Origin of the sequence: Klebsiella sp. RHBSTW-00215 (assembly GCF_014103785.1) — a bacterium.
Classification (GTDB): Bacteria; Pseudomonadota; Gammaproteobacteria; order Enterobacterales; family Enterobacteriaceae; genus Klebsiella.
This window is the reverse complement of the sequence record NZ_JABXQS010000001.1, coordinates 2,562,005-2,578,089: the sequence shown is the minus strand read 5'-3', so window position 1 is coordinate 2,578,089 and position 16,085 is coordinate 2,562,005. Positions and strand designations below refer to the sequence as shown.

The window sequence follows — 16,085 nt, the reverse complement described above, 5'->3', positions numbered from 1 at the left end:
TCTCTCTCCGTTGTGCCTGTCGCCTGAGAACGCTAATTTTCTGCGTTCTCTTAAAAAATTAAAACTCTTTTCGCAACCAACTGTTGAGCCGTTTGATCCACGACCCAACCGTTACGCGTTTTTCCACTTCGGCTTCACCACTGAGATGAGATTCCTTCCCGTAGTGCAGCAGCCCAACCGCCGTTGAGTAATACGGCTCCTGGGCATAATCCGTTAATCCGGTAATGTTCAGCGGCGCACCGATTCGTACCTGCGTATGGAACACTCGCTGTGCACAGGCGGCAAGACCTTCAATTTGCGCCGCGCCGCCGGTTAATACAATTCCTGCCGCCAGGTGGTGCTTCACCCCTTGCTGGCGGAGCTGCTCCTGCAGTTGCAGGATCTCTTCGTTTACCAGGTTGAGCAATTCGGTATATCGCGGCTCAATAACCTCAGCCAGCGTCTGACGCTGCAGACTACGAGGAGGACGTCCACCCACGCTTGGTACTTCGACGTTCTCGTCTTTACCTACGATGGAACCTAGCGCGCAACCATGACGTACCTTAATGGCTTCAGCGTCGCTCGGCGGCGTACCGAAGGCGTAGGCGATATCGCTGGTCACTACGTTGCCCGCATACGGGATCACTTTGGTATGACGCAACGCACCGCCGGTATAGACGGCAATATCCATTGTACCACCGCCGATATCCACCACGCAGACGCCCAGTTCACGTTCATCTTCTGTTAATACGGAATAGCTAGCGGCTAAACCGGCGAATATCAGTTGGTCGACTTTCAGACCGCAACGTTCCACCGCTTTGACAATATTTTTTGCCATATCGTTATGGCAGGTAATCAAATGCACTTTCGCCTGCATGCGGACACCAGACAGTCCGACAGGGTTTTTAATCCCTTCCTGGTAGTCGATCGCATATTCTTGAGGAATAACGTGCAGAACACGATGCTCATCGCGCACGCGAACCGACTTCGCGGTATGCACTACGTTTTCGACGTCATCCTGCGTCACTTCCTCTTCAGAAATCGGCACCATACCAATTTCATTTTGACAGCTGATATGTTTGCCTGAAAGCGCCAGATAGACTGACGAGATCTGGCAATCGGCCATCAGTTCGGCCTGGTCAATGGCGCGCTGTACGCATTTCACCACGGATTCCAGGTCGTTCACTCCGCCTTTATCCATACCACGCGATGGGCAACTGCCCACGCCAATGATATTAATCATACCGTCGGGCAGAACTTCCCCTACTAAAGCGGCAACCTTAGCGGTGCCGATCTCCAGTCCAACTACCAGTTTTCTGTCCGTCGCCTTGATCATTGTTGTTCTGCCTGTGCCTGATTCTGTTGTTGATTAGTTTCCTCTACGGGAACCGGTACCCAACCGACTGCCGCCCCCGAGTCATAACGCAAATCAACGTAGCTTATCCGTTTGCCGTCGGTCTGCGCCTGCTGCTGAAGAACCGGGTAGAGTTCCATAAAGCGCTGAAGCCGTTTCATGGTGTCGCCCCGACCAAGATTGAGCTTAATATCGTTATTAAGCGTCAACTGCCAGGAACGGCGCGCGGTCATTGCCGCCACTTTCAACGTGAACTTATCCTTTGCCAGCACCTGCCCCATGTCGCGGTATCCTTGAAGAACTTCGTTCTCGCTACCTTCCGGGCCGTATAACATCGGTAAATTCTGTTTACTGGTGCGATCTGATGGCACGCTGAAAGAATTTCCTTCCACGTCGACCATATGCTGATCATTCCAGCGCGCAATCGGCACATATTCAACCAGATGAATCTTCAATTCGTCCGGCCACTGCTTTCTAACGCTCGCCTGCTTAATCCACGGCAGACGCTCAATCTGGCTTTGAATAATGTTGACGTCCTGCGTCATGAAGGTACCCGGTGAACCTAACGCCAGAATCGCCTGACGGATATCATCATTACGCGTGTAGTGACGTTCGCCGGTAACCACCATCTTTGACAGCGGTAAACGCTGTGCATCTTCCATCCAACCCAGAACCATCCATCCGCTGACCAGCACGGTACATAGCACCGCCAGCAGGAAGAAAATGCCTGCCAGGCGAGTTCCATTACTTCTACGCGAAGAAGACTCTTCCTCTTCTTCGTGGTTCCGCGTATTCAGCGCAGCCTGCGACATATCACCCCGCCAGGTCCAGAATTCGTACAACAAGCTGCGAGAAGCTCATCCCTGCCTGACGAGCCGCCATCGGCACCAGGCTATGGCTGGTCATGCCAGGAGATGTATTCGCTTCCAACAGATAAAACTGGCCATCGCTGTCCAGCATCACGTCAATTCGTCCCCAACCATTACAGCCAAGGGTATTCCAGGCTTTCAGCACCAGAGCCTGGATTTCTGACTCAGTTACAGGATCTTCAAAACCAGGGCAGAAATATTGCGTCTCATCAGAGAGATACTTCGCCTCATAATCATAGAAGGTTCCTGCCGGCTGGATACGTATCGACGGTAAAATTTCTTCACCAACGATTGCGACGGTAAATTCCGGCCCACTGAGCCATTTTTCGATCAGAACTTCATCATCATGCTGAAAAGCCAGCGCCAATGCATTTTGTAATGCGCAGCTTTCGCTCACTTTCGACATGCCGACGCTGGAACCTTCACGACTGGGCTTAATAATCAGCGGCAGCCCGAGGGCAGCAATCTGCTGCTCTATGTCAGCGGAAAGCCCTGCGTTAAACTGTTTACGCGTCAACGCAACCCATGGTGCAACGGGTAATCCTGCTCCCTGCCACAACAATTTGCTACGCAGCTTATCCATCGAGATAGCGGAAGCCATCACACCGCTGCCGGTATAAGGCAATCGAATCAGTTCAAGCAGCCCCTGCAACGTACCATCTTCACCACCGCGGCCGTGTAACGCAATAAACGCTTTCTGAAAACCCATGTTTTTCAACTGAGTAATATCAACATCGCGCGGATCTACCGGATGCGCGTCAACGCCAGCTTCACACAGGCCAGCAAGCACCGCTGAACCTGAATTGAGTGAGACTTCACGCTCTGCTGAGGTGCCACCGAAGAGAACCGCGATTTTATCAGCCATGGCGCTCCTCCTGCATTTTTTGCGGTTGCAGTTTGATTTCAGCCAGGTGACGCGCGATTTTTCCAATATTTCCCGCACCCTGTACCAGTATCAAGTCGTTACCAGTCAGTACAGAAGCCAGCATCTCCGCCGCCAGTGCCGGATCGGACACCAAAATCGGATCAACCTTGCCACGCCCGCGAATCGTGCGGCACAGCGAACGGCTATCAGCCCCCGGAATAGCGGCCTCGCCAGCTGAGTAAACATCAAGCATCAGCAGGGCATCAACCTGAGTCAGAACGTTGGCGAAATCGTCGTACAGATCGCGTGTACGAGTAAAACGGTGCGGCTGAAACAGCATGACCAGATTTTTATCCGGCCAGCCAGCCCGCGCGGCTTTAATCGTGGCATCAACTTCCGTCGGATGATGACCATAATCATCAATCAGCATGGCGGTACCGCTTTTGCCGTTCACTTCTGCTAATGGATATTCGCCAAGGAAATCAAAACGACGACCGGTGCCCTGGAAGCTTTCCAGGGCATGCAGAATAGCGTCATCTTCAATGCCCTCTTCCGTCGCCACGGCCACCGCCGCCGCTGCGTTTAGCGCGTTGTGGCGACCTGGCGCGTTGAGCGTCACCTGAATAACGTCTTTGTCCTGGCGAATCAGGCGGAAATGCCCCTGAGCACCAACCTGGCGATAATCTTCAATACGAACATCGGCATCATCGCTAAATCCGTAGGTGGTTATCTGGCGGCCAACGCGCGGCAGCAGTTCACGGATAACCGGATCGTCCACGCACATCACTGCGCGTCCGTAAAACGGCAGGTTATGCAGAAAGTTAATAAACGTCTGCTTCAGGTTTTCGAAGTCGCCATGATAGGTGTCCATGTGATCGGCTTCGATATTGGTCACCACGGCGACCATCGGCTGCAAGTGCAGGAACGAGGCATCGCTTTCGTCCGCTTCGGCAATCAGATAACGGCTATGTCCCAGGCGCGCATGAACACCCGCCGCTTTCACCAGTCCACCGTTCACGAAGGTTGGGTCGAGACCCGCTTCAGCATAAATGCTGGAAACCATCGCTGTCGTCGTCGTTTTTCCGTGCGTCCCGGCGATAGCAATACCGTGGCGAAAGCGCATCAGCTCCGCCAGCATCTCCGCGCGACGAATAACCGGAATTCGTGCTTCATGGGCAGCGACAATCTCCGGGTTCTCCGCAGAGATCGCGCTGGAAACCACCACTACGCTCGCATCGCGAACGTTTTCAGGACGATGGTTGAAATAAATGGTGGCGCCAAGCTGAGTCAACTGCTGAGTCACCGGATTCGGCGCCAGGTCGGAGCCGCTAATCTGATAACCTTCGTTGGCCAGAACTTCGGCAATACCGCCCATGCCGGCACCGCCAATGCCAACAAAGTGAATGTGCCGGACGCGACGCATCTCGGGCACTATGGAACGCAGTTTTGCCAGATCTTGTGTATTCATTCTTTACGCCATCAACTTCTTTATTCGGACGGTGATATTCACCGCGATTAGCGCGCCAGTGCTGCGGCGCTGACTTCTTCTGCTACCCGCTCGGTAGCGTCCGGAATCGAGGCTCTACGCGCTCGCTCCGCCATATCCAGCAACGTTTCGCGATCCCAACCGGCCAGGACTTGCGCGACGGCATCCACGGTAAACTGCGGTTGTTCGAGAATCTTCGCTGCACCCGCTTTCTCCAGCGGAAGTGCGTTCCAGTACTGCTGCCTGTCTTTGTGCTGGAAAGGCACAAACAGCGCCGGTAAACCTGCGGCGGCAATTTCGCTCACCGTCAATGCGCCGGAACGACACACAACAACATCGGCCCAGGCATAAGCCGCCGCCATGTCGTCAATAAACTCAGTTACTTTATGCTGCGGCTGTCCAGCGTCGGTATAAGCCTGCTGCACGGTTTCCTGACCACCTTTACCGCTCTGGTGCCAGATGGTGACAGAAGAGCCGAGCTTCGCCGCCACCTGCGGCATCGTCTGATTCAGTACGCGCGCGCCCTGCGAGCCCCCCACGACTAATACGCGAATGGGCCCCTGACGCCCGGCTAAGCGTTGTTCTGGCAACGGCAGCGCGAGGACGTCGGTACGAACCGGGTTACCAACAACATCGGCATCCGGAAAAGCGCCAGGAAACGCCTGCATCACCTTTTTAGCAATTTTTGCCAGCCACTTGTTGGTCAGGCCAGCGATCCCATTTTGCTCATGCAGTACGACTGGAATACCCAGCGACCAGGCCGCCAGACCGCCGGGACCGGAAACATATCCGCCCATCCCCAACACCACATCCGGCTGAAAACGCTGCATGATCGCCCGCGCCTGACGCCAGGCGTTGAAAATACGGACCGGCGCCAACAGCTGCGCCTTCAAACCCTTGCCACGCAGGCCGGAAATCTGGATGAAATCAATCTCAATGCCGTTTTTCGGCACTAAGTCCGCTTCCATACGATCCGCGGTGCCCAGCCAGCGAACCTGCCAGCCCTGGTCTATTAAATGGTGTGCAACCGCCAGTCCCGGGAACACATGCCCGCCGGTACCGCCCGCCATCACCATTAACCGCTTTTCCTGACCGCTCATCGAACACCCCGTGTAAACGCCTGGGCTTTTTCCAGACGCGTTTCGTAATCAACTCGTAACAGCAACATGATGGCCGTCGACATAATCAGCAAACTGGAACCACCGTAACTAATCAGCGGCAGCGTCAGGCCTTTAGTTGGCAGCATACCCGCCGCCGCCCCAACGTTAACCAGCGCCTGGAAGCTAAACCAGATCCCGATAGCACAGGCCAAAAAACCGGAAAAACGGTGGTCAATCTCCAGTGCTTTACGACCAATAGACATGGCGCGAAAAGCGACGAAGAATACCATTAAAAGCGCAAGCACCACACCGATATAACCGAGTTCTTCGCCGATAATGGCGAAGATGAAATCGGTATGCGCCTCGGGTAAATACTCCAGTTTCTGCACCGAGTTACCCAGGCCCTGCCCCCACATTTCACCGCGACCAAAAGCCATCAGCGACTGGGTTAGCTGGTAACCACTGCCGAACGGATCTTCCCACGGGTTCCAGAAGGAGGTCACGCGGCGAATACGATACGGTTCGGCGAGAATCAGCAGCACGACCGCCGAAATCCCCATCCCAATAATCGCGATAAACTGCCACAGCTTGGCTCCCGCGAGGAACAGCATCGCCAGGGTCGTGACAAACAGTACGACCACGGTCCCCAGGTCAGGCTGCGCCAGCAGCAAAATCGCCAGTACGAAAATCACGCCCATCGGTTTTAAGAAGCCGCGCAGGTTGTTACGCACTTCGTCACCTTTGCGCACCAGGTAGTTGGCGATATAACAGAACAGCGACAGCTTGGTAAACTCCGCAGGCTGAATACGCAGCGGCCCCAGCGCAATCCAGCGCGATGCCCCGTTAACCGAGCTGCCGACGACAAGAACGATCAGCAGCATCACGATAGAGGCGATCAGCATCGCGGTACTATGGCGCTGCCAGAACTCCATCGGCAGACGCAACGTCACCATCGACAGCCCTAACGCCAGCAGGATGTATAAACCATCACGCTTGGCGAACAAAAACGGATCGTTGGCCAGGCGCTGCCCCACCGGCATTGAAGCCGAAGTCACCATGATGAAACCGATGGCGGCCAAGCCAAAGGTCAGCCACAGCAGCATCCGGTCATACATCACCAGGCTATCGGTATCTTTCTGACGCGACCCCATCACCCAGCCTTTCATCGCAGCGAACAGCCAGGTGAAAATAAACATTCCCGGCAGTCTCAGCCGTGGCATTTTCAGGCGCGGGAGTGATAAACGCATCAGCCTAACTCCTTCGCCAGACGAGCAAAGATATCGCCGCGTTGTTCAAAACTCTTAAACTGGTCCAGGCTGGCACATGCAGGCGACAACAGCACCATATCGCCGGGAACAACCTGCGGCGCTATCTCACGCATCGCTTGTTCCATAGTTTCAGTTTGTACTGCAACATCCGGGCGAAGCGCTGCCAGCTGTGCCCCATCGCGGCCAAAGCAGTACAGACGGATATTGTCGCCGGTCAGGTAGCGACTTAACGGTGTGAAATCAGCCGATTTCCCATCGCCGCCTAACAGCAGATACAGCGTCCCTTCAAGATGGAGTCCGTTGAGCGCGGCCTCGGTGCTGCCAACGTTGGTCGCTTTGGAATCATTAATCCAACGCACGCCGTTATGTTCCAGGGCCACCTGAAAACGGTGCGCCAGGCCGGTAAAGGTCGTCAGCGCTTGCAGGCAGCTGGCGCGCGGAAGTCCGGCGGCATCCGCCAGCGCCAGCGCCGCCAGAGCGTTACTGTAGTTGTGCTGGCCGCTAATCTTCATCTCTTTGACGTTAAGCACTTTCTCGCCTTTGACGCGCAGCCAGGTTTCCCCCTGCTGGCGGTTCAGGTGATAGTCACCAACGTCAACGCCGAAGCTGATGCAGCGCTCGTCAGCGCCGCGTACCGGCATGGTCAAGGCATCATCGGCATTGACGATACAGGCCTGTGCATTTTCATAAATACGCAGTTTGGCAGCACGATACTGCTGCAGCCCCAACGGATAACGGTCCATATGATCTTCGGTGACGTTAAGAATGGTCGCCGCAACGGCCCGAAGACTGGAGGTGGTTTCCAGCTGGAAGCTGGAGAGTTCAAGGACATACAGCTCGCGTTCATCATCCAGCAGCATCAGCGCTGGCAGGCCAATATTGCCCCCTACGCCAACGTTAACGCCCGCGGCCTTCGCCATTTCCCCAACCAGCGAGGTCACGGTGCTTTTGCCGTTGGAACCGGTGATAGCGACAATCGGTGCCTGCGCTTCGCGGCAGAACAGCTCAATATCGCCGACAATTTCCACACCAGCATCAGCCGCCGCGCTCAGGGAAGGATGCGCCAGGGCAATACCAGGGCTGGCGACAATCAGATCGGCCGTCAGCAGCCAGTCATCGTTCAGACCGCCGACATAGCGCTCAACGGCTTCCGGCAGTTTATCCAGTCCAGCGGGCGCGACGCGGGTATCCATCACCCGAGGCGTGACGCCACGAGCCATGAAAAAGTCCACGCATGACAGGCCGGTCATACCCAGCCCAATAATGACGACTTTTTTACCCTGATAATCTGCCATGATTAACGTACCTTCAGCGTCGCCAGGCCAATCAGCACCAGCATCAGCGAAATAATCCAGAAGCGCACGATAACGCGCGGTTCCGGCCAGCCCTTCAATTCATAGTGATGGTGAATCGGCGCCATACGGAAGATGCGCTGTCCACGCAGCTTGAAGGAGCCGACCTGCAAAATCACCGATAACGTTTCTACGACGAAAACGCCGCCCATAATCACCAGCAGGAACTCCTGGCGCAGCAGCACGGCGATGATGCCCAGCGCGCCGCCGAGGGCCAGCGAGCCAACATCACCCATAAAGACCTGTGCCGGGTAAGTGTTAAACCACAAGAAGCCCAGACCCGCACCGACAATCGCCGTACAGACGATCACCAATTCACCCGCATGACGTAGATAAGGAATGTGCAGATAGCTGGCAAAATTCATGTTACCGCTCGCCCAGGCCACCAGCGCAAAGCCCGCCGCCACAAACACGGTTGGCATAATCGCCAGACCATCAAGGCCATCGGTCAGGTTGACTGCATTACCCGTACCAACGATGACAAAATAGGCCAGCAGGATATAGAACAGACCCAACTGCGGCATCACGTCTTTAAAGAATGGGACCACCAGTTGAGTCGCTGGCGTATCTTTGCCCGCCATATACAGCGCAAAGGCGACGCCAAGCGCAATCACTGACATCCAGAAGTATTTCCAGCGGGCGATAAGGCCTTTAGTATCCTTGCGCACCACTTTGCGGTAGTCGTCAACGAAGCCGATGATGCCGTAGCCGATCAGCACGGTCAGCACGCACCAGACGTAAGGGTTGGACGGATAGGCCCACAGCAGTACGGAGACAACAATAGCGGTCAGGATCATGATCCCGCCCATCGTCGGAGTACCGCGCTTGCTAAAGTGTGACTCCGGGCCATCGTTGCGCACAACCTGGCCGAAAGAGAGTTTTTGCAGACGGGCGATCATGCGCGGTCCCATCCACAGAGAGATGAACAGCGCGGTCAGCAGGCTGACAATGGCGCGAAACGTCAGGTAGGAAAAGACGTTAAAGCCTGAATAATATTTGACCAAATGTTCGGCCAGCCATACTAACATGTTCCGTTCTCCTGTAATGCGCGTACTACCACTTCCATGGCGGCACTACGTGAACCCTTCACTAAAATGGTCATAATTTTGTGTTCTGCAATAAGCTCGCGCAGACGAGCTAACAGCGCGGCCTTCTCGCTAAAATGTTCGCCAACACCGCTGGCGCTGCTGATATCTGAACTCAACGTTCCGACGCTCAACACGCAATCGAGACCAGCCGCTTTCGCCGCCTCGCCTACCTGACGATGGCACGCCTCGCTTTCTGCGCCGAGCTCGGCCATATCGCCAACAACCAGCACCCGGTAGCCCGGCATCTCAGACAAAACCTGCACCGCGGCGGTCATCGAGCCGACGTTTGCGTTGTATGAATCGTCCAACAGGAGCTGGCTGTCGGTCAGTTGGATCGGAAACAGACGCCCCGGTACCGCTTTCAGATCCCGCAATCCAGCTTTAACCGCCTCATGCGTTGCGCCTACCGCCATTGACAGCGCAGCGGCGGCCAGCGCATTGGCGATGTTGTGACGACCCGGCAACGGCAGCAGTACATCAACGCTGCCCGTTGGGGTTTGCAGGGTAAATTCAGTACCGTGCGAGGTCACATGAACGTTAGTCGCCGTAAAATCGCTATTAGCGGCATTCGGCGAAAAGCGCCACGTTTTACGTTCGCCAATCACGCTTTGCCAGTTCAGCCAGTCATTGTTATCGGCGTTCATAATGGCAATGCCATTGACCGGCAGACCGGTATAAATTTCGCCCTTGGCTTTGGCAACACCTTCCAGCGAACCAAAACCTTCAAGATGCGCGGCGGCAAGATTGTTGACTAACGCGGCTTCAGGTCGCGTCAGGCTGACGGTCCAGGCTATTTCGCCCTGGTGATTAGCACCTAATTCGATAACTGCGTAATCATGTTCTTTGGTCAGGCGCAGCAGCGTCATCGGGACGCCGATATCGTTATTCAGATTGCCTGCGGTATACAGCGTGTTGCCACACTGGCTGAGAATCGCGGCGGTCATCTCTTTGACCGAGGTTTTTCCGGAAGAACCAGTCAGTGCAACAACTCGCGCCGGAACCTGCTGGCGCACCCACGCGGCCAGTTCGCCGAAGGCCAGACGCGTATCTTTCACCACCACCTGCGGTAGATCGCACGCCAGCTGATGACTGACTAACAATGCGCCGGCACCTGCGGCTTTTGCCTGCTCGGCAAAATCATGCGCATCAAAGCGCTCGCCTTTCAGTGCCACGAACAGACAGCCTGCTGTGATCTTGCGGGTATCTGAAGTAACTTCATCAATCGCCACATCGCTACCGCGCAGTTCACCGCGCGTCACGTCGGCAAGCTGGCTGAGAGTCAAGCGAATCATGCTACCGCTCCCAGCAGACGCGCCACGGTGAGGCGGTCAGAGTAATCCAGTCGGCGATTGCCGACGACCTGGTAGTCCTCATGGCCTTTACCTGCCACCAGCACCACATCGTTTTCTTTTGCCTGCATTACCGCGTTGGTGACCGCTTCCGCACGGCCTTCCACCGCTTTCGCGTGGCCCGCATCTAGCATGCCAGCGAGAATATCGTTGATGATCGCCCGCGGCTCTTCAGTGCGCGGATTGTCATCGGTGACAACCACAATATCGGCAAACTCTTCGGCGATAGCGCCCATCAACGGGCGCTTGCCTTTGTCGCGGTCTCCGCCGCAGCCAAACACACACCACAGCTTGCCGCTACAGTGCAGACGCGCTGCCTGCAGCGCTTTTTCCAGGGCGTCAGGCGTATGGGCATAATCAACCACAACGGTCGGTTTACCCGACGCGCTGAACACTTCCATTCGCCCGCAAACCGGTTGCAGACGAGAAGCGGTTTTTAACAGTTCAGCCAGCGGATACCCCAACGCCAGCAGCGTTGCCAGCGCCAACAGCAGATTACTGACGTTAAACGCGCCCATCAGGCGGCTTTCGATCTCACCGTTGCCCCAGTTGGATTCAAACTGAATGGTTGCACCGCTATCGTGATAATTCACAGCGGTTGCTTTGAGCCAGCGGCCCCGGCAGTTCGGATTAATATGGTTTTCCATTGAAACAGCAACCGCATCCGGCAGCTTCGCCAGCCAGCGGCGGCCCACTTCATCGTCAGCGTTGACGATCGCCTGACCGCAATGATGCGTTGAATAGAGCAGCCATTTCGCCGCTTCGTAATGCTCCATATCGCCATGGTAATCGAGGTGATCGCGACTCAGATTAGTAAAGACCGATGCGGCAAACTTCAGCGCGGCAACACGATGCTGCACCAGGCCATGGGAGGAAACCTCCATCGCGGCAAACGTCGCCCCCTGCCCTACCAGGCCGGAGAGTACGTGCTGCACATCCACCGCTGAACCGGTAGTATTTTCTGTCGGGATCACGTTCTCCAGCAGACCATTGCCTACCGTACCCATCACCGCACTGGTTTCGCCAAGCAGTTGCGCCCATTGCGCCAACAGTTGAGTGGTGGTGGTCTTGCCGTTCGTCCCGGTAACGCCAACCAGGCGCAGCTGTTCCGAAGGCTGATGGTAAAAACGCCCGGCCAGCGCGGATAAGCGCTCATTGAGTTGGCTCAGGTAAATGACCGGCACGCCGTGCATCTCACGGATTTCGCCGTCATCAGCCTCATCTTTGGCCTCAGCAATAATGGCAGCAACACCTTGCGCTATCGCCTGCGGGATATAACGACGCCCGTCCGCCTGATGACCCAAAACCGCGATAAAAAGATCGCCAGAAGCAGCCACCCGGCTGTCCAGCGTCATTTCCCGCAGAATTCGCTCCGGCGCATTTGGCACCCACGGAGCGAGAAGGTCGCGCAAATTACGATCTGCCACCTGTTCCCTCGCCTTGATTAATGACTAATTCACTTTTCTCAGCCGTTGCCAGCGCATCCGGCTCGATGTTCATGGTGCGCAGGACACCGCCCATGATGGCACCGAAGACCGGCGCGGAAACGGCGCCGCCGTAGTATTTACCCGCCTGCGGGTCGTTGATCACCACCACCAGTGCGAAACGCGGATGGCTGGCGGGCGCAACGCCTGCGGTGTAAGCAATGTATTTGTTGATGTAGCGACCATCTGGTCCTACTTTCTTCGCCGTACCGGTTTTAATGGCGATGCGATAGCCTTTGATCGCCGCCTTCACGCCGCCGCCGCCAGGCAGCGCCACGCTTTCCATCATGTGAACAACGGTACGAACGAGTGATTCCGGGAAGACGCGCTCGCCCGGAACCGGTGGATCAACTTTGGTAATCGACAGCGGGCGATAGATGCCATAGCTGCCAATCGTTGCGTAGACTCGCGCTAACTGTAACGGCGTTACCATTAGCCCATAGCCGAAAGAAAAGGTGGCCCTCTCTATGTCAGACCACCGTTGTTTTTGAGGATATAAGCCACTGCGTTCTCCGACCAACCCCAAATTGGTCGCTTTTCCAAGTCCAAAACGTGAGTAAGTATCTACTAACGCTGAGGACGGCATCGCTAACGCCAGCTTGGAAACACCGACGTTACTCGACTTCTGTAGTACCCCGGTCAGGGTCAATTCGCTATAGCGCGCCACGTCTTTAATCTCGTGGCCGTTAATTCGGTATGGAATGGTATTCAGCACGGTATTTTCGTTAACGATACCGCGCTGGAGCGCCGTCATTACTACCATCGGCTTCACCGTTGAACCTGGTTCAAACACGTCGGTGATGGCGCGGTTACGCATAGTATCTTTGGCGGTACCGGCGAAATTATTCGGGTTGTAAGAGGGGCTGTTGGCCATCGCCAGCACTTCGCCGGTGCTCACATCAACCAGAACCGCAGTGCCTGACTCCGCTTTGTTAAACGCCACGGCATTATTCAGCTCGCGGTAAACCAGTGCTTGCAGGCGTTCATCAATACTCAATGCCAGGTTATGCGCCGCCTGGCTGTCGGTAGAAGAGATATCTTCAATCACGCGGCCATAGCGGTCTTTACGCACGACACGTTCGCCAGGCTGGCCGGTAAGCCACTTATCGAAACTCTTCTCGACGCCCTCAATCCCCTGGCTATCCACGTTGGTGAAGCCAATAAGGTGAGCGGTTACTTCTCCTGACGGGTAGTAGCGGCGAGACTCTTCACGCAAATGAATCCCCGGTAGCTTCAGCTTGCGGATGTAATCGGCCATATCAGGGTTCACCTGACGCGCCAGATAGATGAAACGCATTCGCGGGTTGGTATTAATACGCGATGCCAGCTGATCCAGCGGCATATTCAACGCATCGGCCAGCGCTTTCCAACGATTATCCAGCGTGACGCCGCCAGCATCGTGTAGCTCTTTCGGGTCAGCCCAAATCGCTTTTACCGGCACGCTCACCGCCAGCGGGCGACCAGAGCGGTCGGTAATCATCCCACGCGCGGTGGAAACTTCCTGTACGCGCAGAGAGCGCATATCGCCCTGACGTACCAGCATATCCGGGCTAATCACCTGCAGCCAGGCCACGCGACCCAGCAGGAAGCCCAGCGCCAGCAGAATACAGCCGCATAACAACGCAAAACGCCAACTGACAAAGTTGGCTTGTTCTTCCTGACGTTTTGCTTTTGGCGTTTTCGGCGCTGCTTTCATGCGTCGCAATAATCCTTATTTCTGTACAACGATATTTTCTTGTGATGGATCAACGTGTTGCATCTGCAACTTCTCCGTCGCGATCCGCTCAACCCGACTATGATCGCCCAAGGCGTTCTCTTCAAGGATCAGGTTGCGCCATTCAATGTCCAGCGCGTCACGTTCCAGAACCAGCTGTTCACGCTGTGCCGTTAACAGGCGAGTATGGTGCGCCGTTGTCACCACCGTAATCGCTGTAACAATGATGCAAATGAACAGACAGAGTGGCAGCTTCCCAAACCGCAGAAGGTCGTCTCCGATCACGCCAGGCAAAGCATGGCGCTCGTTGCTTCCAATCGACCCTTTAACCTTGCTTAGGGCTTCTGTCACTCTGCCGATCATGCGTTCGTCCTCTCTGCAATACGCAGAACTGAACTACGGGCACGAGGATTTTCAGCTACCTCTTCTTCACCCGGCATCAACTTGCCTAGTGCTCTTAACTCACGGCCGCCCAGTTTTTTGAGCTGCTCTTCGGTCATCGGTAATCCAGCCGGAACCTGCGGACCGCGGCTTTGTTCACGCATAAAGCGCTTCACAATACGGTCTTCCAGCGAATGGAAACTGATGATTGAGAGCCGCCCACCCGGAGCCAGCACGCTGAGCGAGCTTTCTAGCGCCTGCTCTATCTCCTCCAGTTCACTGTTCACCCAAATGCGCACCGCCTGGAAGGTACGGGTCGCGGGATGTTTGAATTTGTCCTTTACCGGGGTGGCGGCCGTCACAACTTCCGCCAACTCTTTAGTTCGCGTCATCGGCTCCACACGGTTGCGCTCAACAATGGCGCGGGCAATACGTTTACCAAAACGCTCCTCGCCAAAGGTTTTAATCACCCAGGCGATATCGGCTTCATCGGCGGTTTGTAGCCACTCGGCGGCAGATTGACCGCGAGTTGGATCCATGCGCATATCCAGCGGGCCATCGCGCATAAACGAAAAACCGCGTTCAGCGTCATCAAGTTGCGGAGAGGAAACGCCAAGATCGAGCAGAATCCCATCGATCTTGCCAGTAAGTTCGCGCTCGCTAACATAATCAGCAAGCGCAGAGAAAGGACCATGAATGATGGAGAAGCGCGGATCATCGATGGTCTTCGCGACGGCGATAGCCTGCGGATCGCGATCGATTGCCAGCAGACGTCCCTCCGCTCCCAGTTGGGAGAGAATCAGACGCGAGTGACCGCCGCGACCAAAGGTTCCATCAATGTAGATACCATCCGGACGAATATTCAGGCCGTTGACGGCTTCATCCAGAAGTACCGTAGTATGTTTAAAATTTTCCATCATTTTACAAAGACAAGTCCTGCAGGCGCTCCGACAGTTCCCCGGATGCGGACTGCTCAGCGTCGATATCTTCCTTGACCCGTTGATACCAGGTCGTTTCATCCCACAGCTCAAATTTATTGAACTGCCCGACCAGCATCACTTCTTTTGTCAGCCCGGCATGTTGCCGCAGCACCGGGGCAATCAATAGTCGCCCGGCATTATCCATCTGACATTCGCTGGCATGCCCCAGAAGCAAACGCTGCACGCGCCGCTCAGTGGGATTCATGCTCGATAAACGCGACAATTTTTGCTCGATGATTTCCCATTCGGGCAAGGGGTAAAGCAGCAGGCATGGGTGATGAATGTCAATGGTGCAAACCAATTGACCGGAAGCGTCCTCGATCAGCCCGTCGCGGTAACGCGTCGGTACGGCCAGACGGCCTTTGCTGTCAAGATTGACTAACGTTGCCCCTCGGAACATGCCAGCCTCACCCCTTTTCGCCACTTTAACCCACAAATTCCCACAAGAAGGAGTTTACGGAGCGGAGGAAAAGCTTGTCAAGCCAGCACGGATGCTAACAGAGCTCAAAAACCCATTATTTACAGCCGATATTCACCCTGATGGAAAATCACCCAACAAACGAAGCAAATTAACGTTATGAATATCGGTAAGAAAACAACCAACAAACTTGTAACAGTTAAAAGCAGCAAAATATCTTCGCGGGGAAAATATAAAGTGTCAGTTTGCGACGCGAGCGGCATTTTAGGCCATTCTGATGTCCGTTAACAGCACCAGTTGTTGTCAGAGAAGCACGTTTGCCGCGGGGTACAGAGGAATGAGGGGGAGCACGGGCATAAAATGATTGTTAATTCAGCAAATAACCAAATGAATGTAAC

At 55.2% G+C, this 16,085-nt stretch carries 14 protein-coding genes; all 14 read right to left on the bottom strand.

Annotated features, from left to right (window positions below):
- Nucleotides 1-58: 58 nt before the first annotated feature.
- Genes ftsA through mraZ form a run of 14 tightly spaced genes read right to left on the bottom strand, consistent with a single transcriptional unit; the run spans nucleotide 59 to nucleotide 15,669 of the window.
- On the bottom strand, nucleotides 59-1,315 hold the full coding sequence (gene ftsA / locus HV127_RS12255; RefSeq protein WP_004098594.1) for a cell division protein FtsA: 1,257 nt from the start codon (nucleotides 1,313-1,315) through the stop codon (nucleotides 59-61).
- A complete protein-coding gene (ftsQ, locus tag HV127_RS12250; RefSeq protein WP_110272553.1) occupies nucleotides 1,312-2,145 on the bottom strand; it encodes a cell division protein FtsQ in 834 nt (277 codons plus the stop codon). Before ftsQ ends, ftsA begins: the two co-directional genes overlap by 4 nt.
- A 1-nt stretch (nucleotide 2,146) precedes the next feature.
- Nucleotides 2,147-3,067 (bottom strand): D-alanine--D-alanine ligase, encoded by a 921-nt coding sequence (locus HV127_RS12245; protein ID WP_182236333.1) that lies wholly within the window; start codon nucleotides 3,065-3,067, stop codon nucleotides 2,147-2,149.
- The gene (murC, locus tag HV127_RS12240; protein ID WP_181483597.1) at nucleotides 3,060-4,535 is read right to left on the bottom strand and encodes a UDP-N-acetylmuramate--L-alanine ligase; all 1,476 of its coding nucleotides are present in this window, start codon (nucleotides 4,533-4,535) and stop codon (nucleotides 3,060-3,062) included. The genes HV127_RS12245 and murC overlap by 8 nt, the downstream gene beginning before the upstream one ends.
- Nucleotides 4,536-4,582: 47 nt before the next feature.
- Entirely contained in the window at nucleotides 4,583-5,653 is a 1,071-nt protein-coding gene (gene murG, locus HV127_RS12235) for an undecaprenyldiphospho-muramoylpentapeptide beta-N-acetylglucosaminyltransferase (protein ID WP_182236332.1), read from the bottom strand.
- Entirely contained in the window at nucleotides 5,650-6,900 is a 1,251-nt protein-coding gene (ftsW, locus tag HV127_RS12230; RefSeq protein ID WP_110272557.1) for a cell division protein FtsW, read from the bottom strand. The genes murG and ftsW overlap by 4 nt, the downstream gene beginning before the upstream one ends.
- Nucleotides 6,900-8,216 carry a UDP-N-acetylmuramoyl-L-alanine--D-glutamate ligase gene (gene murD / locus HV127_RS12225; protein ID WP_182236331.1) on the bottom strand — a complete coding sequence of 439 codons (1,317 nt, stop codon included), beginning with the start codon at nucleotides 8,214-8,216 and terminating at the stop codon, nucleotides 6,900-6,902. The genes ftsW and murD overlap by 1 nt, the downstream gene beginning before the upstream one ends.
- A gap of 2 nt (nucleotides 8,217-8,218) precedes the next feature.
- Entirely contained in the window at nucleotides 8,219-9,301 is a 1,083-nt protein-coding gene (mraY, locus tag HV127_RS12220) for a phospho-N-acetylmuramoyl-pentapeptide-transferase (RefSeq protein ID WP_110272559.1), read from the bottom strand.
- Complete coding sequence (gene murF, locus HV127_RS12215; RefSeq protein WP_182236329.1) at nucleotides 9,295-10,653, bottom strand: UDP-N-acetylmuramoyl-tripeptide--D-alanyl-D-alanine ligase; 1,359 nt, start codon at nucleotides 10,651-10,653, stop codon at nucleotides 9,295-9,297. Before murF ends, mraY begins: the two co-directional genes overlap by 7 nt.
- Nucleotides 10,650-12,137 (bottom strand): UDP-N-acetylmuramoyl-L-alanyl-D-glutamate--2,6-diaminopimelate ligase, encoded by a 1,488-nt coding sequence (gene murE, locus HV127_RS12210; protein ID WP_182236327.1) that lies wholly within the window; start codon nucleotides 12,135-12,137, stop codon nucleotides 10,650-10,652. Before murE ends, murF begins: the two co-directional genes overlap by 4 nt.
- The gene (locus tag HV127_RS12205; protein WP_182236325.1) at nucleotides 12,124-13,890 is read right to left on the bottom strand and encodes a peptidoglycan glycosyltransferase FtsI; all 1,767 of its coding nucleotides are present in this window, start codon (nucleotides 13,888-13,890) and stop codon (nucleotides 12,124-12,126) included. Before HV127_RS12205 ends, murE begins: the two co-directional genes overlap by 14 nt.
- A 15-nt stretch (nucleotides 13,891-13,905) precedes the next feature.
- Nucleotides 13,906-14,271: a cell division protein FtsL gene (ftsL, locus tag HV127_RS12200; RefSeq protein WP_110272563.1), complete on the bottom strand. Its 366-nt coding sequence runs from the start codon at nucleotides 14,269-14,271 to the stop codon at nucleotides 13,906-13,908.
- A complete protein-coding gene (rsmH, locus tag HV127_RS12195) occupies nucleotides 14,268-15,209 on the bottom strand; it encodes a 16S rRNA (cytosine(1402)-N(4))-methyltransferase RsmH (protein WP_182236323.1) in 942 nt (313 codons plus the stop codon). The genes ftsL and rsmH overlap by 4 nt, the downstream gene beginning before the upstream one ends.
- Before the next feature lies 1 nt (nucleotide 15,210).
- The gene (gene mraZ, locus HV127_RS12190; protein ID WP_110272565.1) at nucleotides 15,211-15,669 is read right to left on the bottom strand and encodes a division/cell wall cluster transcriptional repressor MraZ; all 459 of its coding nucleotides are present in this window, start codon (nucleotides 15,667-15,669) and stop codon (nucleotides 15,211-15,213) included.
- Nucleotides 15,670-16,085 lie beyond the last annotated feature (416 nt).

What these genes read in the sequence shown, in the direction of transcription:
- ftsW (WP_110272557.1), bottom strand. Translation starts at nt 6,900, where the DNA reads ATGCGTTTATCACTCCCGCGCCTGAAAATGCCACGGCTGAGACTGCCG.
- murD (WP_182236331.1), bottom strand. Translation starts at nt 8,216, where the DNA reads ATGGCAGATTATCAGGGTAAAAAAGTCGTCATTATTGGGCTGGGTATG.
- rsmH (WP_182236323.1), bottom strand. Translation starts at nt 15,209, where the DNA reads ATGATGGAAAATTTTAAACATACTACGGTACTTCTGGATGAAGCCGTC.
- ftsA (WP_004098594.1), bottom strand. Translation starts at nt 1,315, where the DNA reads ATGATCAAGGCGACGGACAGAAAACTGGTAGTTGGACTGGAGATCGGC.
- HV127_RS12245 (WP_182236333.1), bottom strand. Translation starts at nt 3,067, where the DNA reads ATGGCTGATAAAATCGCGGTTCTCTTCGGTGGCACCTCAGCAGAGCGT.
- ftsQ (WP_110272553.1), bottom strand. Translation starts at nt 2,145, where the DNA reads ATGTCGCAGGCTGCGCTGAATACGCGGAACCACGAAGAAGAGGAAGAG.
- HV127_RS12205 (WP_182236325.1), bottom strand. Translation starts at nt 13,890, where the DNA reads ATGAAAGCAGCGCCGAAAACGCCAAAAGCAAAACGTCAGGAAGAACAA.
- mraZ (WP_110272565.1), bottom strand. Translation starts at nt 15,669, where the DNA reads ATGTTCCGAGGGGCAACGTTAGTCAATCTTGACAGCAAAGGCCGTCTG.
- murF (WP_182236329.1), bottom strand. Translation starts at nt 10,653, where the DNA reads ATGATTCGCTTGACTCTCAGCCAGCTTGCCGACGTGACGCGCGGTGAA.
- murG (WP_182236332.1), bottom strand. Translation starts at nt 5,653, where the DNA reads ATGAGCGGTCAGGAAAAGCGGTTAATGGTGATGGCGGGCGGTACCGGC.
- mraY (WP_110272559.1), bottom strand. Translation starts at nt 9,301, where the DNA reads ATGTTAGTATGGCTGGCCGAACATTTGGTCAAATATTATTCAGGCTTT.
- ftsL (WP_110272563.1), bottom strand. Translation starts at nt 14,271, where the DNA reads ATGATCGGCAGAGTGACAGAAGCCCTAAGCAAGGTTAAAGGGTCGATT.
- murC (WP_181483597.1), bottom strand. Translation starts at nt 4,535, where the DNA reads ATGAATACACAAGATCTGGCAAAACTGCGTTCCATAGTGCCCGAGATG.